Genomic DNA, 21,096 nt, shown 5'->3' with positions numbered 1-21,096 from the left:
TATGACAATAGCACACGTCCAACTTATAGCCACAAGTACTAAAAAAATAATAATTGAGTATTTAAAGCTATATATAAAACTTTAAAAGAGATAATAACAGAAATAAGTATGCACAATCTTTCTTTTGAGAAAACGTCCATTCATATTATAACTCAAATGATGACTTACATGGGTGTTTTTTTTCAAACAGCTTGACAACTAATGGTTTCGCCTGTATATAATCATCATAATCACAAAGGGAGGAGTCATTTACGCAGAGTGATTTTATATTAGCATCAAACAACTTACTTCCTAAGGTAGATAAAGCAGAAGTTGCCAACTGCACTACCTGCTTCTGCATAATACTATTCTCAGGATAAAACTTATTTGAAGCAAGTTGCCAATAACGAAAAAAATAATTATTTAAACTTACTTCTTCTCGAAACTTTGTACAACTCTTCGCCAACATATCCCCTTCTTTGCTCCAAACCTCCTCATATATTGATTTTAAGAAAGGTTTTTCGTTATGAGGAGTATAGAAATGCTGAAATTCTGTGCGCCTAAAGAAACGTATAAGATAAGCTTGTAATCGATATTTCCAACCTAAATAACTTCCATACCAGCCCTTAGAATTAGCTTTTGTCACCTCTCGCCTATTAAAATGTGCATTTACCACCTGTGTATCACAAAACTCCATAATATGTATTCCCCACCCATCTATTTCAGGAAAATAAGAACGTCCTGTAAAGATATGTTCAAACGGAGCGTCGCAGGGCAGACCATTTTTAAAATAATATTCAGGTTCTACAGGTGCGTTAATGAACATATCATCATTGAAAACCACAAAATGTTCACTTAATCCTGGAATTCGATGGAGATTATTCTCTATTGTGTTAGCTTGAAAAGTGGGAAGAAACTCATGTGGAATAAAATCCTTATGATCTACATAAGTCAACTTTGGATTATTCCAGTCTATCCATTCGGGCTTTTGATTGTCAGCTACAAAATATATATGATTCACCCATGGAGCAAATTCTTCCACAGATCTAAACCAATATTTAAGAATATCCCAATCCCTATATCTTACGTCAGCATTCTGGAAAGGTGTACCTTTGTAAAGCGCTTTCTTCTTCTGCCATTCAATGTCAGAACCATCTACCCAAAAAATTATAAAATCAATTTTCATCTTTAATTCGCTGTATTATTAAAAGTCAGATTGGTTTACAAAAAATTAAAGAAAAATGTTTATCAATGATATACCCTATGAAGAAAATGTTTATTTATAAAATAAGCGAGAGGAAACAAATGATTTGTTAACAAAAAAATATATAGGACATCAACTAAAGACTCACATTGACTATAGATTCCTTTAATATTACTACACTTTATGACATTCATAGTTTCTTTCCTGCATCTAAAATAAGATATCCTTGAAGCATTATAAAATCCCCATATAATAGAACGTTTTGTTTGAAGAATTGTATTAATTTGGATTTCTTCTTCGCACACACCAATTTTCCTCAGAATCTTTGTCTGCCATTCTATAGAACGTTGTCTTCTTTCAAATAGGTTAGAAATATATTTTGGTGTATGTGATTCTGAAGTATTATTAATCCTCCAAATGTAAAAGGATTCTTTTGCTAAATATACTTTTTTTGAATATAATACATTTTCTAAACAAAACTTCCAATCATCATCATAATCAACAAATGCTTCAAAAGAAATGTTATTTTCTTTTATAACACAAGAAGAAAAAATACAATTCCAAATAGAATTAGGAACATTAATTTCTTGTTCTAAACGATATTTCAAAGGAAACTTCCGACCTCCTATATAAAATCTAACTAAACTATTGATACCATTTAAATCGCAGACCTCATCTAATACAATACGGTTCTGTTTTCTCAAAATGCCATCTTGACTTACTGTAACGTCACTAATCAATGTTTCACAATGGTTTCTTTGCATTACTTCTATAAATGGCATATATGCCTTCTGAACCATATCATCTTGATCACAGAATGTTATAAAATGTCCTGTAGCATACTTTAACCCATAATTTCGTGCAGAAGCTATTCCTCCATTTTGTTTTGAAAAATATTTAATCTGCTTTATCTCAAGTGCGAGTTTTTCGCAATAGACACTACTATCATCAGTTGAACCATCATTGACAAGAATAATTTCCATCGCATCAACAATATCCTTGTTTTTATCTATTAAACTTTCAATAAGTTTAGATAGATAATGCCCACCATTAAACACTGGAACTATCACTGAAAGTAAATTCTCATTCATTCTTATAATTTTAGATTTTATTGTATTTCATGCAAACTCCATCTACTTAGAATTGAAGACAGAACTTATTTTTTGACGAATCTTTAATTTATAGCATGCATTCAATAAAAAATAATAAGAAAGAATACTTGTAGAAAGAGTTGATGCTATGCTAACAACTATAAATCTTAACCAACCATCTTGTTTAAACAACATGGTGCAGAGCAAAATTAAGGATATACACAATAAAGCCATCAAAAGGCAAGGTAAAACACTTTTCCTATAAAATTTAGATGTTTTGTATTCCGGAATATTCTTCTTCAAGATATAAACGTATAGATTCGATTTTATTAATTCAATAACTATCAGAACAATAAATGGCACTAATGGACTATACCCTGCTTTTAGAAAAAGATAAGTAACAGGTAGCGACAATAACATCAAGAAACTGTCTTGTATTGCATAAAGTTTATTCTTACCAGTGGCAACAATCCCATAATATATGGGTGAAAACAAAACCGCTATAATACAGGTTGCCAACTGTAGCTGACAAAAAATAACGGTCCATTCAGGAGGATTTTTTAACCATAATGTAACTATAAAATTACCTTCAAAAAAGAAAGGCAAAGATAACAAAAGCATTAATGAAAAAGAAAAGTTAGAACTATCTATAATTAATTCTTGCATTCTTCCATAATCCTTAATGGAATAGCATTTTGTAATAACAGGTCGTACTGAAATCATAAAGTTATTAGCAAAGCCACGTACTGTTGCATATATTGTATTTGAGAAGCCACAAGCTGCATTTATTGCAACAGTAAAGAAAGTGTTCAATAAAATATTTAATCCTTGTTGTTTTATGCCAAAACAAAAGTTATTAAATAAATCCCATCCTGAGAAAGTCAATAATGGCTTCATCACCTCTTTGTCGAATTTCCAAGAGAAGACACACTCCTCAAAATGACGTTTACAATATATCCAATATATAAACTGTATTGTAGCTCCTGTTAACGATATCAATATAGCATAAGCAACCAATTTGTCCATTGGTAAAACAACAACAAGATAACAAAGTAATAACTTTAATAGTGTATCAAGTATTCCTATATAGGCGAAAACAGATATTCTCTCATGCGCAATAAGTGCAGCATTATACGGAGTCTGTATAAAAGTCAAGACAGTAGAAAGGATAGAAAACTGATAAACAATCATTGCAGCAGTCTCCCGACCAGGTGGAATTGACAATACATTTAATACTAACCAAACGCCAACTGTCTCTGCCAAAATAGCAAACAAGACTGCAGCTATCAGATTAACATTCAGAGAAGCTGAAAAAGTCTTCTTTAAACGTTCTAAATTTCCTAAAGGTATTTCGTAGGCAAGAAAACGAGAAGTCGCACCAGCCATAGCACCTCCGATAAAGGTAAAAATAGAAACTATACCACCAACAACCTGATAAGTACCGAGATCATCAACCCCCAGTACTTGAAGGATTACACGTGACGTATAAAGAGATACGACAAGATTAAATAGCATTCTTACATATGTAAGTAGTGTATTTTTTGCTATCGTTTTATTTGAAGAAATAACTTCAGACATATATGAGAATTTTTCTAATATCTAAATAATGCTATATTAAATATTACAATTATGAAATAAACAGTACTACAATGCTCTTCTGCACTTATATCTGAGCTTAAAACATATTTCATTATTTTGAAACAATAAGAAAGTAATATTGCAATACTACATAAACATACTTTGCATACCAACAACAAAAATATTTATTTATATGAAGCATTGACCATCTTGGAATATATTTCTTTAACCTATGTACCCACAAAAATCTTAAAGAATTAACACCAGACCATTGCAAAAACTTACTAATCCACTTTAAAAGCTTTATTCCTCTATATAAAAGATAAATAAAGATAGTCTTCCCAAAGTCCAAAATAATTCTAATATATAATTTATAGCATGCTTTATGGTTGTATTTTAGATTAAATTAGAAAAAACAAAAGATACGTAAAGTAACCGGTTTAGTTAAAAGAGAAAATATAATCTCCTCCCTGCAAACAACAAATAGTATGCAGGCTGACAACTATTACGGTTCCTCCACATAAGAACAAAACACAAAAACAAATAGACGTGGTACAGTAACTATCGTTAGTTAAAACTATCAAAACTGTGTTGGTCAATTCAGTAGATGGTTTCGCTCGCAGAATCTTTTTGTTAATAGTTCTAATATCCCTTTATTAATGGTACAAAATTAAATAAAAAAATTGAGAAAAGGAAAATATTAATAGAATAATTACCGAGCAATTTCTTAAAAAGGAAGAGAAAGAGGGATTATATCCTAAACGAAGAAAAAAAATAAGATTTCCATGGTTTGAAGAAAAATCACTATCTTTGCAACAAAATAATAAGACTATAATGAAAAGATTTATCCTGATTACCACTATCCTAATGGGCGTAATAACAAGCTGTCACGCCCAGATCTTCACGAAAAGCAAGGCTAATCACATTGGTCAGACTGTAAAAGAAGGATATGACGATGTCAAAAAAGCTATTGTACAGAACACCAAGCCTTCTGGTGAGCATACGATATGGGACATCTATGCTGCACCAAAAGTTGGTCTTAACCTGTCAGACTTACCAGGTATTGACGGAAAAATGAAATTAGGAGTTGTAGCTGGAGCGTATGTAGAAGTATTCGTGGCCAAGAATATTGGTATTGACGTTGAAATGGGATATAGTCGACAAGGATCATCTGGAGTTTACAATACCGCTTACACTACAGATGCGTTAGGGAATGTTACCACCTCAAGAGTTGGACCTTACGACTACCGATTGGATTATATCAATATAGACTACCTTGTCCGCTGGTACCCTTGGGCAGACCTCACATGGAGTTTTACCACAGGTTTACACATGGCACGATTGGTCAGTGCTCACAGTAAACTAAGACATGGGGAGGACCTTAATATCAAAGATGATATCCATAGTGGTGATGTAGCCATTCCTTTCGGTGTAAGTTACGAATGGAAGCAATGGCAGTTAGAGGCTCGTTACAATTTATCATTCAGAAAGTTAGCTACAAGTGATAAAGCAAAACTTATGATGGGTAACGCTCGTAACAGTATGGCTGAGATCACATTAGGATATAGAATAAAAGTCTTTTAAGGGATGAAAGTTTCTCGCTCTGCCCTCTTTGACTTTTAGAAACAAACGTACTTTTACCCTTTCACTTTTTTACACTATTACTTTCTTACTGGTGCTGTACTCTAGCACCAGTGGAGTTAGCGTGCAGCACCACCGGTGCTGGGCTGTCGCACAAAAGCAAAAGAGCACTAATTGTGACCCTTCAAAAAAGTATTAGAACCTAATACTATACCTCTCAAAAATACTATTTGGAAGTATGATATAAGTCTACTCAAGTTTCGGTCAACACAGTATCCTTAGCAGAAGATGGGAGCACATTTAAATTTCCTGTCATTCCTATCACAATTTTATGCATCACAATGCATTGGATAACAACACTTTATGCGAAATGTTAAAAATGACAGCAAATAAAAATAAAAAAGGATTAGGGGTTTTAAGGTAACTATAACCTTGGAAAACCAAAGCCATTATACCCGAAAGAACAAGCATCTATACCCATAATTATAAGCCTTTTGGTGCGAGAAGCAAAAACAACTAAAGAAGACTGAATACCAAATGAGGATCCAGTCTTAACTCATATCTAACTAAAAAATAGTGGATACTAATAAAAAGAGAATATAATGCTTTACTTTATATCAATAGCCTTAAACCTATAACTATCAATATCTTTAAAGCCATTTAAGAAAGCTCTTGCATCCATTCGCTTTTTCCCAGAAACCTGTAATTCAAGAAGTTCCAAAAGGTAGTCTGCCGTATTTACATAAAGATGGTTCTTACGTACGACCAGAGTTCCTACAGCATCCACAGCAGGCTGTTCAGTCTTAGCTGTCTTAAAAATCTTAATGACAATGGGCTTGGAGTTGCTACTCTCGTTGTACAATTCACTCCACGTACCAGGATAAGGACTTAACCCTCGCACAAAATCATAAACTCTCTTGGCTGACTGATTCCAGTTTATTACACAAGTCTCTTTGAATATCTTCGGAGCAGCATGAAGCACTTTATCCTCATACCCCTGTGGAACACTTATTTCTTCCAGTATGTGCGGGAAATCAACATTTTCCAAATCTTCCTCTGGTAGTTTAGAAGCAATGAGATCTATTGTCTGCCTTGCTATCTCAGCCCCTAAATGCATCAAACCATCATATACATATTCCACATCTGCAGTATCAGGTATAGCAAATGGCTTTTGCAGGATAATACGTCCAGTATCAATATCTTTATCCAGGAAGAAGGTAGTTACTCCCGTCTCTGTCTCCCCATTGATTACAGCCCAGTTAATAGGTGCAGCACCACGATACTGAGGAAGAAGAGCAGCATGTACATTGAATGTTCCTAAACGTGGCATAGCCCAGACAACCTCCGGTAACATACGAAAGGCAACTACAACCTGAAGGTCGGCATGATAAGCGCGAAGCTCTTCTATAAAATTCGCGTCCTTCATCTTTTCGGGTTGTAAAACAGGTAGATCATGTTCCAAAGCATATTGCTTGACTGCTGATGGCTGTAGTTTATCTTGATGACGTCCCACGGGTTTATCAGGTTGGGTAACAACAGCTACGACATTATATCCATTCTCTACCAGACTCTTCAGAGATTCCACAGCAAACTCTGGAGTTCCCATAAAAACAATACGTATGTTTTCTTTCTTCATGCTAAACAATTCATAACTAATAATAATGATTATCCCCTTTCATCATCTCTTCCTATGATACAGTTGCATAGGTTTCCGCCTTACTCTGCACTAAAATCTGCTACTAACTGTCTATACATACTGTATAAACGGGCACGGGAGATATAACCAACTAAATGATTATCCACATTAACAACTGGGAGATATTGCGCTCCTGTCCTGTCGAAAGTCTTCATTACATCCTCCATAGGATCATTCGCCCCTAATATCGCCGCTGGAGGTGTCATCAACTGACTGACATGAAAGCGATGATAAAGCTCTGTTCGGAAAATGATATAACGAAGTTTTGTGATATCAATTTCACCAAGCAGATCACCATTCTCATTAAGAACAGGCATATAGTCATTACGACTGGAACTGAGAGCATGCACAAGTTGTCCCATCTCCATGTCAGGACCGACTGATTTAAAATCACGATCTATGATCTTATCCATACTCATCAGTGTCAGAATAGACTTATCTGTATGATGAGTAAGGAGCTTCCCTTGCTTTGCTAGACGCACAGCATAGATACTATGATGCTCAAAGATATTGATGGTCAGATAAGAACTTATCGTAACAATAATAAGAGGAATAAAGAGTTGATAACCTCCTGTCAACTCTGCTATCAAGAATATACCCGTCAGTGGGGCATGCATCACAGCAGCCATCACAGCAGCCATCCCATAAAGAGTGAAGTTTTTCTCTGGAATATAAACACCCAACTGTTCTATATTCCAAAGTCGGGCAAAGAAGAATCCTCCAAATCCTCCAATAAACAAAGATGGTGCAAAGGTTCCACCACAACCACCAGCACCATTTGTCGCACTGGTAGCAAATACCTTTGTCATCATGACAAGCCCTACATAGAGCACCAGATACTTAGTTTGTCCGGCAAACATAGACCCACTCATCACCTGCATCCAGTCGGTCAATGTCTTCCCTTCAATAAAAAGTCCTAAGCTATCATATCCTTCTCCATAGAGGGAAGGAAAAAGAAAAATGAGTGAAGACAACACCACTCCACCGGTAAGAAGCTTTAAATAAGGATATTTAGAGAGCTTTCCATAACCATTTTCACACCATGACATCAGTCGCATGAAGTACAAAGACAGGAAGCCACAAGCTATACCCAACAGAATTGTTGCCGGCACACGTTCGAGACTCCACAAATAGTCCATCTTGAAATCATACATTGCTGAACCACCCGTAAAGAAGTAAGAGAAACACGTTGCCGTAACAGATGACAAAAGAATTGGCAAGAGAGAAGCCATTGTCAGATCGACCATCAGAATCTCAAGAGTGAAAACAAGACCTGCTATTGGTGCTTTAAAGATACCCGACACCGCAGCTGTGGCACCACAACCAACAAGCAACATCAGTGTACGATTATCTAAATGGAATATCTTACCTAAGTTACTACCTATAGCAGAACCCGTCAAGACAATAGGAGCCTCAGCACCTACAGACCCACCAAAGCCAATCGTTATGGCAGAAGCAACGATTGAAGACCAAGTATTATGTCCTTTCAACCGTGACTGTTTTGTAGATATCGCATAAAGAACACGGGTAATGCCATGTGATATATTATCACGCACTACATATTTAACGAACAAACTTGTCAGCCAAATACCGATAACTGGATAAAGAAGATACAACCAGTTGATGGTAGCTACTTGGAAACCTGACGTGATAAGATCCTTTATCTCATGAATGATAAAGTGTAAAACATAAGCAGCCAGTGAGGCAAGGAAGCCTACCATAAATGCCAACACCAAAACAAGTTCCCGATCAGATACATGTCGTTGTCGCCATGCGTCCAACCGAGAAACAAAGCTCACATTTGTTGATCCAGTCATCTGCGTCGTTACTCCTACTTTCTGATAATCTTCACCTCACCATCAACGCCCAGCCTTATAATACTTGACGGGGTATGTGGCTTATGTTCCTGACGTCGTGACATACAAACATAGTCCACGCCATCAAGGATCTCCTGAGAAATATCACAGTAATTCTGTGCTGCTGGTTCGCCACTGATATTGGCAGAAGTACTCACAATAGCCTTCTGGAAACGATAACAAAGTTCATGAGAGAAAGGCTCCTTCGTAATACGCATACCGATAGAACCGTCTTCAGCTATCAGATTTGGAGCAAGATTTACAGCACCTTCAAGAATCAAAGTCGTCGGTTTCTCAACAGCATCTATTAACTGCCAAGCCACATCAGGGACATGACGTACATAACGCTGAAGACGATTATCAGAATCAACTAAACAAATAAGCGCCTTTGAGTCATCACGACGCTTTAGAGCATACACCTTTGCTACAGCATCAGGATTTGTTGCATCACAACCTATCCCCCACACCGTGTCAGTAGGATAAAGAATTATTCCTCCTTCTCTCATCACCTCAATTGCCTTCTTGATATCGTCTTCCTGTTTCATCTTTGTTTTTTAATAGAAATTCTATTTACGTTATTCTGAAACGCAAAGATAGAGTAAAAAAACGAGAATACAAAACAAAACAAACAAAAAGGGCTGCGGAAATCCGTCAGCCCTATATTCACTTTCTAATTATAAGTTTTAAGCTTTTTATGGGAGTATGCTCGCAAATACCATAAACATAAGCAAGCATCTCTGTCAAAGCCTTAAAAACTCTGCCTTTATAGTTCCCAACCTATAGCTGATGCACCAAGGACAGCAGCCGCAGCATCATCGAGCGAACTTACCAAGAACTTTGGCTTGTCCTTAAAGATCTCCAAGGCATTCTCCTTGTAAGAACGTATGATAGGTTCCATTAACAAATCACCAGCCTTTGTCAATCCACCAAAGAAGATAAATGCCTCTGGTGAAGAGAAAGCAGCGAAGTCAGCACAAGCTTTACCCAGCATTTCACCAGTAAATTCATATACACGCTTAGCTAACTTATCGCCACGTCCAGCTGCAATAGAAACATCCAAAGAAGTAATCTTCTCAGGCTTCATATCACGTAACAAAGAAGGTTCATCAGACTCTTTCAGGAACTCACGAGCAGAACGAGCCACACCTGTTGCAGAGCAATATGCCTCCAGACAACCAGTACGTCCGCAACCACAACTACGTCCATCTTTTCCACGAACCATTGTAACGTGACCTAACTCACCAGCAAAACCATCTGAGCCATAAACCATCTGGCCATTGATAACAATACCAGAACCGACACCTGTACCAAGGGTTATCATGATGAAATCCTTCATACCACGCGCCACACCATACTGCATTTCACCCACCGCTGCAGCATTTGCATCGTTGGTAAGACCTACAGGAATGTTCAGCTTCTTAGAGAACATATCTGCCAATGGTACAACCCCGTCGTGGCCCCAAGCCAAGTTAGGTGCAAACTCAATCGTACCACGATAGAAATTACCATTAGGAGCGCCGATACCCATAGCACGAATCTGACTAATACCGCCAACCTTTGCTACGATAGGCTTCAAAGCCTCCACACCAGCATCGACAAAATCGTCTACTGTTTTATAGTTTTGTGTCTTTATAGAGTTGGTGGCAAGAACCTGTCCACGCTGATCTACTATTCCAAAAACGGAATTGGTACCTCCTAAATCCAAACCAATCACAAATGGCTTTTCCAAACCTGTTACAACTGGCTTCAAATCTTCTACTACGTCCATGACTTTATAAGTTTTTAGTTTAACTTTTTGATTGGCAAAGTTATGAAAAAAGTGGAATACCACAAAGTTTTGTTTAACTAAATTTGTTTATCTCATATAATTTTTGCAATTTTGCACCCAAAATAACAGGTATGCAATTCCCTATACAAATAGATATACTGGATTTCATTTTTAAGGGTTTATTAATAGGTATAATATCTTCTGCCCCGATGGGCCCAGTGGGTATATTATGCATTCAACGTACCCTGAACAAAGGACGTTGGTATGGCTTTGTCACAGGTATTGGTGCCGCTATCAGCGACACTATCTACGCACTCATTGTGGGATTGGGTATGAGCTTTATAATGAAACCGTTACAGAACCCTACTTATCAGCTTATCCTGCAGATTTCTGGTAGTGTCCTTCTTCTTTTATTCGGCATCTATTGTTTTAAATCGAACCCTATGAAGAAGATGCATCAAAGCAGTAACACAAAAGGATCTATCTTCCATAACGGTCTGACAGCTTTCTTGGTCACGATCTCCAATCCTCTCATTATCTTTTTATTCATGGCAACCTTTGCACAATTTGCACTTGTACAGCCGGATCGTCCTTTTGAAATGATTGTTGGCTTTGCATGCATCCCAGCAGGAGCGTTGCTTTGGTGGTACGGTCTGACATGGTTAGTAGACAAAATCAGAGGTAAGTTTGATGTTAATGGTGTCCTTATAATAAATAAGGTAATAGGGTCTGTTGTAATATTGTTTTCCATTATTGTACTTTTAGGCACTATTTTCAATCTTTATCATTTGCCAACAGTAGATGGCTTAATGAAATAAAGAGTAAATAACAAGATTTAATTTATGTTTGTTGCAAAGGAGCTCAGAAAGAAGAGTATAGCTGAATATTTATTATATATGTGGCAGATTGAGGATACAATCCGCGCATACGACTGTTCACTAACCAGAATCCGCAAAGAATATATTGACCAGTTTCAATATACCGATGAACAGAAAGGGGAAGAAGAAGATTGGTTTGGAGATTTAGTCCGAATGATGAATCAAGAAGGATGTAGAGACGGCGGACATCTTCAGATTAATAAAGTCGTGATGCAAGATCTAACAGAGTTGCACGCAGAGTTGCTACAGTCTTCTAAGTTCCCATTCTACTCCGCTGAATATTATCGTGTTTTACCTTTCATTGTTGAGCTACGAGGAAAGGCTAAGCGGACAGCAGACAAGATGGCAAGAACCAATGATGAACGTCTGAAAGGTGTTGCTTCACAATTAGGAGAAAGTGAAATAGAAACTTGCTTTGATTTCTTATATGGTGTAATGATGCTCCGCCTACAGAAGAAAGAGATTACTCCTGAGACTGCAAGAGCATTAAAAGAAATCACCACCTTCATCGGAATGCTATCCGACTATTATATCAAAGACAAGACAGAAGGTTTGGACTTTGGTGATAATTAACAGAAACAAACTTAAAAGAAGAAAGAATGAACATTTTAGTAACAGGAGCAAACGGCCAACTTGGCAATGAGATGCAACTTGTTTCCAAAAACAGCAAAGACCATTATATCTTCACAGATGTTTGTGATGGATATACAAAATTAGATATCACGAATATAGAAGATATTCGCAACATGGTACAGAAAAATGATGTTAGATGTATCATCAACTGTGCAGCATGGACCAATGTCGACAAAGCAGAGACTGCTGGAAACATCGTTGAAACACTCAATGCTGTTGCTCCTGAGAATCTTGCAAAAGTAATGAAAGAGGTTGACGGACTACTCGTACATATCAGCACGGACTATGTTTTTGGAGGTGATCCATACAATACACCTTGCAAGGAAGATATGAAAGGTACACCAACAGGGGTTTATGGTTTAACAAAATTACACGGAGAAGAGAAAATTCAGGCAACAGGTGTCAACCACATTATACTCCGTACTGCTTGGCTTTACAGTGAATTCGGCCATAACTTTGTCAAGACAATGATGAACCTTACTGCTACCAAGCCCCAACTAAAGGTTGTATTTGACCAGTGTGGCACACCGACTTACGCAGGGGATCTTGCTGAAACCATCTTTACAATCATCGAAGAACGCCAGTATGAAGGCAAGACCGGCATTTATCATTTCTCCAACGAAGGTGTCTGCAGCTGGTATGATTTTACAATAAAGATTGCCGAGTTAGCAGGTAACACTACTTGTGACATTCAACCTTGTCACAGTAACGAGTTTCCTTCACCAGTAAAGCGCCCAGCATACTCTGTTCTTGACAAAACTAAGATAAAGGAGACCTTCGGGATAAAGATTCCTTATTGGGTAGATTCATTGAAAAAGTGCATGAAGAACCTACAGGAACAAGATTAATAACACACAAAATAAATGAACGAAATAGAACGCAGGCGAACGTTCGCCATTATATCTCACCCTGATGCTGGTAAGACAACACTGACAGAGAAGTTCCTCCTCTTCGGTGGACAGATACAGGTTGCGGGGGCAGTGAAAAGCAACAAAATACGCAAAACGGCGACATCAGACTGGATGGATATAGAGAAACAACGTGGAATCTCTGTGTCAACATCTGTGATGGAGTTCGATTATAAGGACTACAAGGTAAATATCCTCGATACTCCTGGTCACCAAGACTTTGCCGAAGACACTTACCGCACGCTGACAGCAGTTGACTCCGCTATTATTGTCGTCGATTCAGCCAAAGGTGTAGAGGCGCAGACACGCAAACTGATGGAAGTCTGCCGTATGCGCAATACTCCTGTAATCATCTTTATCAACAAGATGGACCGTGAAGGCCGTGATCCGTTTGATGTTCTGGATGAGTTGGAAGAAGAACTGAAAATCAAGGTACGCCCATTGTCTTGGCCTATTGGGCAAGGACAGAGATTCAAAGGTGTATACAACATTTACGAACAACAACTGAACCTTTTCACTCCAAACAAACAACGTGTTACTGAAAAGATGGAAGTTGACATCAACTCTAATGAGTTAGACGAACATGTTGGAGTTGACTTTGCTGAACATCTGCGCAATGATCTTGAACTTGTCAATGGAGTATATCCTGAATTTGATGTTGAAACCTATCGCCATGCAGAGGTTGCACCAGTATTCTTTGGTTCAGCACTGAACAATTTTGGAGTACAAGAACTGTTAAACTGTTTCGTTGAGATTGCTCCTAGTCCACGCCCAACCAAGGCTGAAGAAAGGATTGTTGACCCAACAGAACCAAAGTTCACCGGATTTATCTTCAAAATCACAGCTAATATTGACCCGAACCACCGCAGTTGTATTGCTTTCTGTAAGGTATGTTCAGGAAAATTCCAACGTAACCAGCCTTATCTTCACGTGCGTAATGACAAGACCATGCGTTTCTCCTCTCCTACTCAGTTTATGGCTCAACGCAAGAGTACCGTTGAAGAGGCTTACCCTGGGGACATCGTAGGTCTACCAGATAGCGGTGGAGTATTCAAGATCGGTGATACACTCACTGAAGGTGAGAAAATTCATTTCCGTGGTCTGCCAAGTTTCTCGCCAGAGCTTTTCAAGTATATTGAGAACGATGACCCAATGAAGTCTAAACAGTTCCTCAAGGGTATTGAGCAGTTAATGAACGAAGGTGTGGCACAGTCATTTGTCAATCAATTCAATAATCGCCGTATCGTTGGAACCGTTGGACAGCTTCAGTTTGAGGTTATACAGTATCGACTGGAGCATGAATACAATGCTAAATGTCGTTGGGAGCCAGTACACCTCTATAAAGCTTGCTGGATTGAAGCCGATGATGAGGCTGAATTAGAGAATTTCAAGAAGCGCAAATACCAGTACATGGCAAAAGATAACGAAGGACGTGACGTATTCCTTGCTGATTCAAGTTATGTTCTAAGTATGGCACAACAAGACTTTGAGCACATTCGTTTCCACTTTACAAGCGAATTTTAAACAGAAAATAATAGCAACTGGTGCTTCCACATCTCTCTGTATAGTTAAAACTCCAAGAGAATGAAGGCACCAGTTGCTATTTTCTTATCTTCCAACATCAGGTACTTAAGAACACAACAAACAAAAATATTTTTGGAGAAGAAGTCTAGCCTTACTCAACGAGTGTTTAATAAACCACGAAAAAACAATAAACCATTCCGCTAAAAGCTCTTAAGCTTTTTACAAACAGCTCGTAAACATATTCCCAAAGGATGAAATGTTTCTGATGACTTTAGGCAATTATCATTCTTTCTTTTCAATAGGGACACAACACCAACGAGAGACTTTCAGCATAATACCCAGGCCTGGGACCTCTTTAAGGAGATAATACTTCTTACTCGAACGAACCAAACGGCCGGATAATCCTTTAAATGGACCAAACTTCACATAAACCTCTTCCCCAGCTTTCAGTTGCGCCTGCTCTATTGACAAGAACTTTCTCATGGTGACCTCAGGGTTACACATCAACCGAAATTCATACATCTGACGATGAGGGATAAGGCTATATTCCCGGGAATCTTTAGCCTTTCGAAGAACACTAATCTTATAATCGGCTTGCTGAACAACACGCCGGAAGGTTGTTTCTTCGTCCGACTGCTTAACAAATATAAGATTATTAACAACAGGTCGTAAGGTACGATGAGTCCTACCGTCATGCCCCTCTGCCCCAACATATTGCATAGGGATAAAGCACTCGAACCCCTGCTCTTCGAAATAACTCTTCACCTCACCTTGCCGGGTAGTGAAGAGACGGATAGCATACCAAGGGAATCCGTCATCAACAATCTCATCTGCGTATCGTGTAGCTTCAGCCATAGTGTTTGCAAAGTAATGAATTTTGTTTGAGAAGACTACATAATCTAACTGATAAGCCCTCTCCTCTCAATGTCTTTTATATACCTCAAAGCTTTAACCAGTTTAACAGAATCTTTTTTCCATCAGGAGTTAATATACTCTCTGGGTGGAATTGTATACCATATATATTATAAGTACGATGACGAAGAGCCATTATTAAGCCGTCTCGATTCTCAACTATTATCTCAAGACAGGAAGGGAAAGACTCCTTGGACACAACCCAACTGTGATATCTTCCCACAGGAAAAGAGTCTGGTAAACCTGTAAACAAGGGTGTCGGAACGAGTTGTATCCCTTCGGTAGCAATACCATGAAAAACATCAGAAAGGTTTTCCAACTGTCCACCAAACACTTCAGCAATAGCTTGATGTCCCAAGCAAACACCCAAGATCAGTTTCTTCCCCGCATAATAACGAATAACATCTAATAGTAAGCCTGCATCAGAAGGTAAGCCGGGACCTGGGCTTAAAATGATTTTGTCATACTCTTCTATCTCATCAAGTGTAAACTGGTCATTGTGAAGAACTGTGACTTCCGCTCCCAGTTCCTTCAGAAGATGCACCAAATTATAAGTGAATGAGTCATAGTTATCTATGAGGACACATTTATTCTTTAAAATCATTCTTATCCTTACCTATTAATGTAGTTTCTCTAAGAAACGCTTTAAAGACTCAACATCCTTTAAGCCTGACTCTGTATCAAAACCACAATCAATGCTAACACCAAGAAACTGTGGACAAGATAAAGACTTAATGCTTTCTGCTTCAGTTGTAATCGCATTGTCAGAAAGCAAAAAGGGTACATCCTCCTTATATTCACTGAATAAAGATTTATCAAACAGGGTCTCCAGCTTGAAAAGAAAGTAATCAGTATGTTCCACATACTCCTTACATATCTTCAAATCATCTTGGGAAGAAACTGTGAAGGACTTCATAATCTTTATTCCTGCATGGATATCGGGATCTAAAGTTTTTCGAAGATTATCTATCATTACAGGACTCTCTTCACCATCCAACTGTACGATATCTAAATGGAAATTAACTACACGTGTCACGATATTCTGAGGCATATCATCTGCAAAGATACCACATAACAACGGCTTTTGATGCGATATTTGTGAAGTGTTATCCTTTGTATATACATTATCAAGACTACCATAATCAGGAATAATCCCTGCATTAGAGGAGATCTGACGCACATATTGCGGACTACCTGGACAGAAATTTAATCCAATCCAATCAACTCCTAACTGTGAAACCTTCTGGATATTCACAGCATCACGCATACCACAAACCTTTATTATCATAACTTTATCATCTATCAGATTACTTTCATGATGCAAAGATACTGAAAAAATAATATTCTAAGAAAATATAATAATATATGTTACCAATACGTTAAAAGACATATAAACCCTCAAATTAACATTAACATGGAGCTTATGGTCAAATTATTTACTTCAGAAGAATTGAAGCCGTCTGAGAAAACTCTAAATATCATTCGGCAGATAGCTTATACTTACCGTGCTATAAAAATAAACGGGAAGGTAGAATCGTTTTGCTTAAATTAAAATATGAAAACAATAATATCCCCTTCCCTACTCTCTGCAAACTTCCTACACCTAGACAAAGAGATTGAAATGATTAATGAAAGTGAAGCAGACTGGCTTCATATGGATGTTATGGACGGTGTCTTCGTACCGAACATTTCATTTGGATTCCCTATCCTAAACGCTGTAGGAAAAGTATGCAAAAAACCTATGGATGTACACTTCATGATTGTGCACCCAGAGAATTATATCCAACAGACAGCTGATTCTGGTGCAGCAATCATGAATGTACACTACGAAGCATGTATTCATCTTCATCGTACATTACAAGCTATTCGCAGTGCAGGGATGAAAGCTGGAGTAACCCTAAACCCATCAACCCCGGTTAATGTGCTTGAAGATATAATAGGCGACATTGATATCGTACAATTAATGAGCGTTAATCCTGGATTTGGAGGACAGAAGTTTATTGAAAGTACAATTAAAAAGGTTGAACGGCTACGGCAGCTGATCAATAGAGAAAATAGTAAAGCACTCATCGAAGTTGATGGAGGTGTACAGGCAGATACAGCTCCAAGACTTGTCAAAGCAGGAGTAAATATTCTGGTAAGTGGTAGTTATGTTTTCAAAGCAGCTGACCCTAAAGCAACGATACACTCACTAAAAGAGTTAGAGACATTGTAGAAGATATCTTAAAGAAACTACACACTAAAGAGGCAAGGCAACTTTCTTTAAAGTTGCCTTGCCTCTTTACCTACTATAACTATAACAAACTTTAACAAAAAAGGTCTAAACTCAAAATCCAAGCATATAAATGCCTGCTAAACTATCAGAGACAATATTAATTTAATCATCGGTAAAGCTACTAAAAGAGCATGTCATTATATTATAAAAAAATACACGAAATGTTTGGTTAATCACTTGAAAAATAGTAACTTTGCACCCGTTTAGCAAAATTAGACAATTAAAATAGTTGAATGAAGAATGACAAAATGAAAATGAAGTACCGCGTGAATGAGCAAATTCGCGTTCGGGAAGTTCGAGTGGTAAGTGACAATGGAGCAGAGGTGATGCCTACACGTAAGGCATTGGACTTAGCCCATCAAGAAGGAGTTGATCTTGTGGAGATTTCTCCGAATGCACAACCACCAGTTTGTCGTATCATCGACTATTCTAAATTCCTCTACCAGCAAAAGAAGCATCAAAAGGAGATGAAACAGAAGCAGGTGAAGCAAGAAGTGAAGGAGATTCGCTTTGGGCCTCAGACTGATGAACACGACTACAATTTCAAGCTCAAACATGCTCAGGAATTCCTTAATGCTGGCAATAAGGTTCGTGCATACGTATTCTTCCGCGGTCGTTCTATCCTCTTCAAAGAACAGGGAGAAGTATTATTACTTCGTTTTGCCAACGACCTCGAAGAGCTTGCTAAGGTTGAACAACTACCAAAGCTTGAAGGGAAAAAGATGTTCCTCTATCTTGCACCAAAGAAGGCTGGCGTTGCAAAGAAAAGTCAGCAGAAGCGTGATCGAGAGGAGGCTGAGGCTGGCGCAAAAGTAGCCGCTGATGCTGCAGCAGAAGAAACAAAGTCTGACGGTGGCTTGTTTGCTAATGCTAAGAATGGTGCTGATGCATTAAAGAAGTTGAATATTGACTAACGTCCATTGATTGTCTGAAAGGACACAATATGGGCAACCTGTGCGTAACGTCCTGGTATATACGTTGCCACAGATGAATATAAATAACAATTTTAAATTTTACAAAAATGCCAAAACAGAAGACAAATTCCGGCGCAAAGAAGAGATTCACGTTCACCGGTACTGGTAAGATCAAACGTCATCACGCTTACCACAGTCACATTCTGACTAAGAAGACAAAGAAACAGAAGAGAAATCTTGTTCACCAGACGCTCGTGGATGGTACAAACTTGAAGCAGGTACGCGACTTGCTCAATCTCCGTTAATTCATTAGTCAAACAAATTAAAAGGAAAGAAAAACTATGCCAAGATCAGTCAATCATGTTGCTTCAAAAGCAAAGAGAACAAGAATTCTGAAGCAGACTAAGGGTTACTATGGTGCCCGTAAAAATGTTTGGACGGTAGCAAAGAATACCTACGAGAAGGGTTTGACTTATGCTTATCGTGACCGCCGTAACAAGAAGCGTAACTTCCGCGCATTGTGGATTCAGCGTATCAACGCTGCTGCTCGTCTTTATGATATGAGCTACAGCCAATTGATGGGTGCGTTGCACAAAGCTGGTATCGAGATCAACCGTAAGGTGCTCGCTGACCTCGCTGTTAACAATCAGGAAGCTTTCAAGGCTATTGTTGACAAGGTAAAGTAAATTAATGACGCTCACGTACGTGGGCACTCGTTATAACGGAATGGAAGCTGTCGCCTGAAAGGGTGGCAGCTTTTTTTAGCAGCCACCTTTACCTCACTCTACTACTCTACAATAGAGAATAAGTGGCGAAACATTTTTAGGAATGAATGAAAGCCCCCCTATCCCATAGGGATATCTCACGGTGCCCCCAAGTGGAGAGAGTGTGAGGTGAAGCCAATTATTGATGACTTTCTTGTCTTTTTATCTTTTGTATTACCAGAATAATCCATTAAATTTGCAGGAGTATATGCAAAAAGGTAAGTAATGATACCAACTTGTAGAATTAAAATTAATTGTGTAAGCATGAATAATAAAAGGCTGTTCAGGTGCATTTTGCCAATTCTACTGTTCTTTGTGGGAATAGGGCAAGCTGTACATGCACAATATGCACCGATAAATGACACCACAAAGTGTCTGAGGGTGTGCGATTCTTTGCTATCAGATAATTTTGGGAAAAAGGTTGATAAGCAGATTAAAGCTTCTTATTATGCTGATACTATAAGCCTTATTGATAAATACTTTCGCAAGGGAATGTCGAGAAAAGTCATACTGAGTATTCCTAAAGGTAAACGACCAGCACCCGAAACCTATTTGAGACGAAGATATATAAGGCGGCATCTGAAGAATTTTAAGGCAGGCGCATCATGTATTGTTTCAAAAGAATTGTTAGAACGGCATCATGGCGACTCCATCGGAAAGGCTGATAATAGTCAGTTTATCATGATGAAATCGGAGATGGATAGCGTATTGATGAGAAGTCATGGCGACTTGTCGCGTATCGAACATGAATTGGGAATCCCTGCGGGTGCGTGGAAACATCGGGTATTAGTAAGGATTGACATCCCCAAGCCAAAGAAACTCAGGTTGAGGATGCCGTCGGGTAACGAAATCGGAGCGAATGCGCTATGGCTTCCAGGTGGACTTCTACCTACGGGATATAAAGAGGCGGTGATAGATAGGATTCCAAAAGGAAAATATAAGGCTACGCAGATCGAGATTACCCAATGATAATATAGAAAGAAGCTTAAAATAATAGGTTCTCACTCATATTCTTCTGACTTAAATAATAAATAATGAAGACTAATATAATAAGAAAACATAAACCTATGATACCATCAAGGACACGATTGGAAAAGTATTCGGGATTACGAGGGTAAATGTCAACATCTATTAGCTTTAATTCGCCAGTTTCAATCATATCTTGTATTATCTCTTTCTTACTTCTACCCTCTTTGAGAAACATTTCGAGTATTTGTTGTTGGTCCTCATTCAGTTCTATATCGTATGCTTGATTACGTTGAGTTTGCCTCTGTTTCCATTTCTTGAATTGTTCCTTATATGGTTCTTTGGAGCAATCAAATACTGGTGATTCAGTTATCAGGGAATGATAACTATAATTATCTCTGATAATAAAGCGATGATAGACGAAGCGAAGTGCAGCACCTATATGAACCAATGTTAAGCCTATAAAGCCTCTGATAATGTCATGCATAGCTAATATACTCACCTTTAGCCCCTTACAAAGGGAGAAGGGCTTGATAGATATGTTTTGTGTAGTTTTTGATGTATCTTAG

At 38.1% G+C, this 21,096-nt stretch carries 21 protein-coding genes; 10 read left to right on the top strand and 11 right to left on the bottom strand.

Going from position 1 to position 21,096, the window contains the following annotated elements; genetic code table 11:
* Positions 1-145: 145 nt before the first annotated feature.
* From ACZ48L_RS00600 to ACZ48L_RS00590, 3 genes are all read right to left on the bottom strand, one after another.
* Positions 146-1,165, bottom strand: a complete 1,020-nt coding sequence (locus ACZ48L_RS00600; protein WP_204866081.1) for a stealth family protein — start codon at positions 1,163-1,165, stop codon at positions 146-148.
* Between the two features lie 62 nt (positions 1,166-1,227).
* Entirely contained in the window at positions 1,228-2,274 is a 1,047-nt protein-coding gene (locus ACZ48L_RS00595) for a glycosyltransferase (RefSeq protein ID WP_464721993.1), read from the bottom strand.
* Between the two features lie 42 nt (positions 2,275-2,316).
* Positions 2,317-3,852, bottom strand: a complete 1,536-nt coding sequence (locus tag ACZ48L_RS00590; protein ID WP_025791669.1) for an MATE family efflux transporter — start codon at positions 3,850-3,852, stop codon at positions 2,317-2,319.
* Positions 3,853-4,686: 834 nt separating this feature from the next.
* On the opposite strand from ACZ48L_RS00590, the gene ACZ48L_RS00585 reads away from it, so the two are divergent.
* A complete protein-coding gene (locus ACZ48L_RS00585) occupies positions 4,687-5,436 on the top strand; it encodes an outer membrane beta-barrel protein (protein ID WP_025791668.1) in 750 nt (249 codons plus the stop codon).
* Between the two features lie 604 nt (positions 5,437-6,040).
* Here ACZ48L_RS00585 and fmt read toward each other — a convergent pair.
* The 4 genes from fmt to ACZ48L_RS00565 form a co-directional block, all read right to left on the bottom strand.
* Complete coding sequence (gene fmt / locus ACZ48L_RS00580; RefSeq protein WP_025791667.1) at positions 6,041-7,069, bottom strand: methionyl-tRNA formyltransferase; 1,029 nt, start codon at positions 7,067-7,069, stop codon at positions 6,041-6,043.
* A gap of 80 nt (positions 7,070-7,149) precedes the next feature.
* A complete protein-coding gene (locus tag ACZ48L_RS00575; RefSeq protein WP_036871507.1) occupies positions 7,150-8,946 on the bottom strand; it encodes a chloride channel protein in 1,797 nt (598 codons plus the stop codon).
* 14 nt (positions 8,947-8,960) lie between these two features.
* Positions 8,961-9,530, bottom strand: coding sequence for an L-threonylcarbamoyladenylate synthase (locus tag ACZ48L_RS00570; RefSeq protein WP_025791665.1), 570 nt, complete (start codon positions 9,528-9,530; stop codon positions 8,961-8,963).
* Positions 9,531-9,748: 218 nt separating this feature from the next.
* A complete protein-coding gene (locus ACZ48L_RS00565; protein WP_008822278.1) occupies positions 9,749-10,753 on the bottom strand; it encodes an ROK family protein in 1,005 nt (334 codons plus the stop codon).
* A 131-nt stretch (positions 10,754-10,884) separates the two neighbouring features.
* On the opposite strand from ACZ48L_RS00565, the gene ACZ48L_RS00560 reads away from it, so the two are divergent.
* The 4 genes from ACZ48L_RS00560 to ACZ48L_RS00545 are packed head-to-tail and all read left to right on the top strand — an operon-like array spanning position 10,885 to position 14,696.
* Positions 10,885-11,571, top strand: coding sequence for a LysE family translocator (locus tag ACZ48L_RS00560; protein ID WP_008822277.1), 687 nt, complete (start codon positions 10,885-10,887; stop codon positions 11,569-11,571).
* A 24-nt stretch (positions 11,572-11,595) separates the two neighbouring features.
* On the top strand, positions 11,596-12,204 hold the full coding sequence (locus ACZ48L_RS00555; protein WP_025791662.1) for a DUF4924 family protein: 609 nt from the start codon (positions 11,596-11,598) through the stop codon (positions 12,202-12,204).
* A gap of 26 nt (positions 12,205-12,230) precedes the next feature.
* A complete protein-coding gene (gene rfbD, locus ACZ48L_RS00550) occupies positions 12,231-13,112 on the top strand; it encodes a dTDP-4-dehydrorhamnose reductase (protein ID WP_025791661.1) in 882 nt (293 codons plus the stop codon).
* Between the two features lie 15 nt (positions 13,113-13,127).
* A complete protein-coding gene (locus tag ACZ48L_RS00545) occupies positions 13,128-14,696 on the top strand; it encodes a peptide chain release factor 3 (RefSeq protein WP_025791660.1) in 1,569 nt (522 codons plus the stop codon).
* A 282-nt stretch (positions 14,697-14,978) separates the two neighbouring features.
* On the opposite strand, the gene ACZ48L_RS00540 is transcribed toward ACZ48L_RS00545, so the two are convergent.
* From ACZ48L_RS00540 to ACZ48L_RS00530, 3 genes are all read right to left on the bottom strand, one after another.
* The gene (locus ACZ48L_RS00540) at positions 14,979-15,551 is read right to left on the bottom strand and encodes a UpxY family transcription antiterminator (RefSeq protein WP_464721992.1); all 573 of its coding nucleotides are present in this window, start codon (positions 15,549-15,551) and stop codon (positions 14,979-14,981) included.
* Positions 15,552-15,636: 85 nt separating this feature from the next.
* A complete protein-coding gene (locus ACZ48L_RS00535; protein WP_025791658.1) occupies positions 15,637-16,212 on the bottom strand; it encodes an anthranilate synthase component II in 576 nt (191 codons plus the stop codon).
* 15 nt (positions 16,213-16,227) lie between these two features.
* Positions 16,228-16,896 (bottom strand): phosphoribosylanthranilate isomerase, encoded by a 669-nt coding sequence (locus tag ACZ48L_RS00530; protein ID WP_025791656.1) that lies wholly within the window; start codon positions 16,894-16,896, stop codon positions 16,228-16,230.
* Between the two features lie 267 nt (positions 16,897-17,163).
* Here ACZ48L_RS00530 and rpe point away from each other — a divergent pair, with 267 nt between their 5' ends.
* The 5 genes from rpe (at position 17,164) to ACZ48L_RS00505 (ending at position 20,530) form a co-directional block, all read left to right on the top strand.
* Entirely contained in the window at positions 17,164-17,823 is a 660-nt protein-coding gene (rpe, locus tag ACZ48L_RS00525) for a ribulose-phosphate 3-epimerase (RefSeq protein WP_008822269.1), read from the top strand.
* Between the two features lie 293 nt (positions 17,824-18,116).
* The gene (infC, locus tag ACZ48L_RS00520) at positions 18,117-18,797 is read left to right on the top strand and encodes a translation initiation factor IF-3 (protein ID WP_008822268.1); all 681 of its coding nucleotides are present in this window, start codon (positions 18,117-18,119) and stop codon (positions 18,795-18,797) included.
* A gap of 107 nt (positions 18,798-18,904) precedes the next feature.
* A complete protein-coding gene (gene rpmI / locus ACZ48L_RS00515; protein ID WP_004360280.1) occupies positions 18,905-19,102 on the top strand; it encodes a 50S ribosomal protein L35 in 198 nt (65 codons plus the stop codon).
* A gap of 36 nt (positions 19,103-19,138) precedes the next feature.
* Positions 19,139-19,483: a 50S ribosomal protein L20 gene (rplT, locus tag ACZ48L_RS00510; RefSeq protein ID WP_004383393.1), complete on the top strand. Its 345-nt coding sequence runs from the start codon at positions 19,139-19,141 to the stop codon at positions 19,481-19,483.
* A gap of 342 nt (positions 19,484-19,825) precedes the next feature.
* On the top strand, positions 19,826-20,530 hold the full coding sequence (locus ACZ48L_RS00505; RefSeq protein WP_025791650.1) for a hypothetical protein: 705 nt from the start codon (positions 19,826-19,828) through the stop codon (positions 20,528-20,530).
* Positions 20,531-20,546: 16 nt separating this feature from the next.
* On the opposite strand, the gene ACZ48L_RS00500 is transcribed toward ACZ48L_RS00505, so the two are convergent.
* The gene (locus tag ACZ48L_RS00500; RefSeq protein ID WP_242401705.1) at positions 20,547-21,029 is read right to left on the bottom strand and encodes a transcriptional regulator; all 483 of its coding nucleotides are present in this window, start codon (positions 21,027-21,029) and stop codon (positions 20,547-20,549) included.
* Positions 21,030-21,096 lie beyond the last annotated feature (67 nt).

The organism is Prevotella histicola (genome assembly GCF_055385135.1).
The sequence above is the reverse complement of the archived record's forward strand: the minus strand, read 5'-3'. Positions and strand labels throughout refer to the sequence as shown.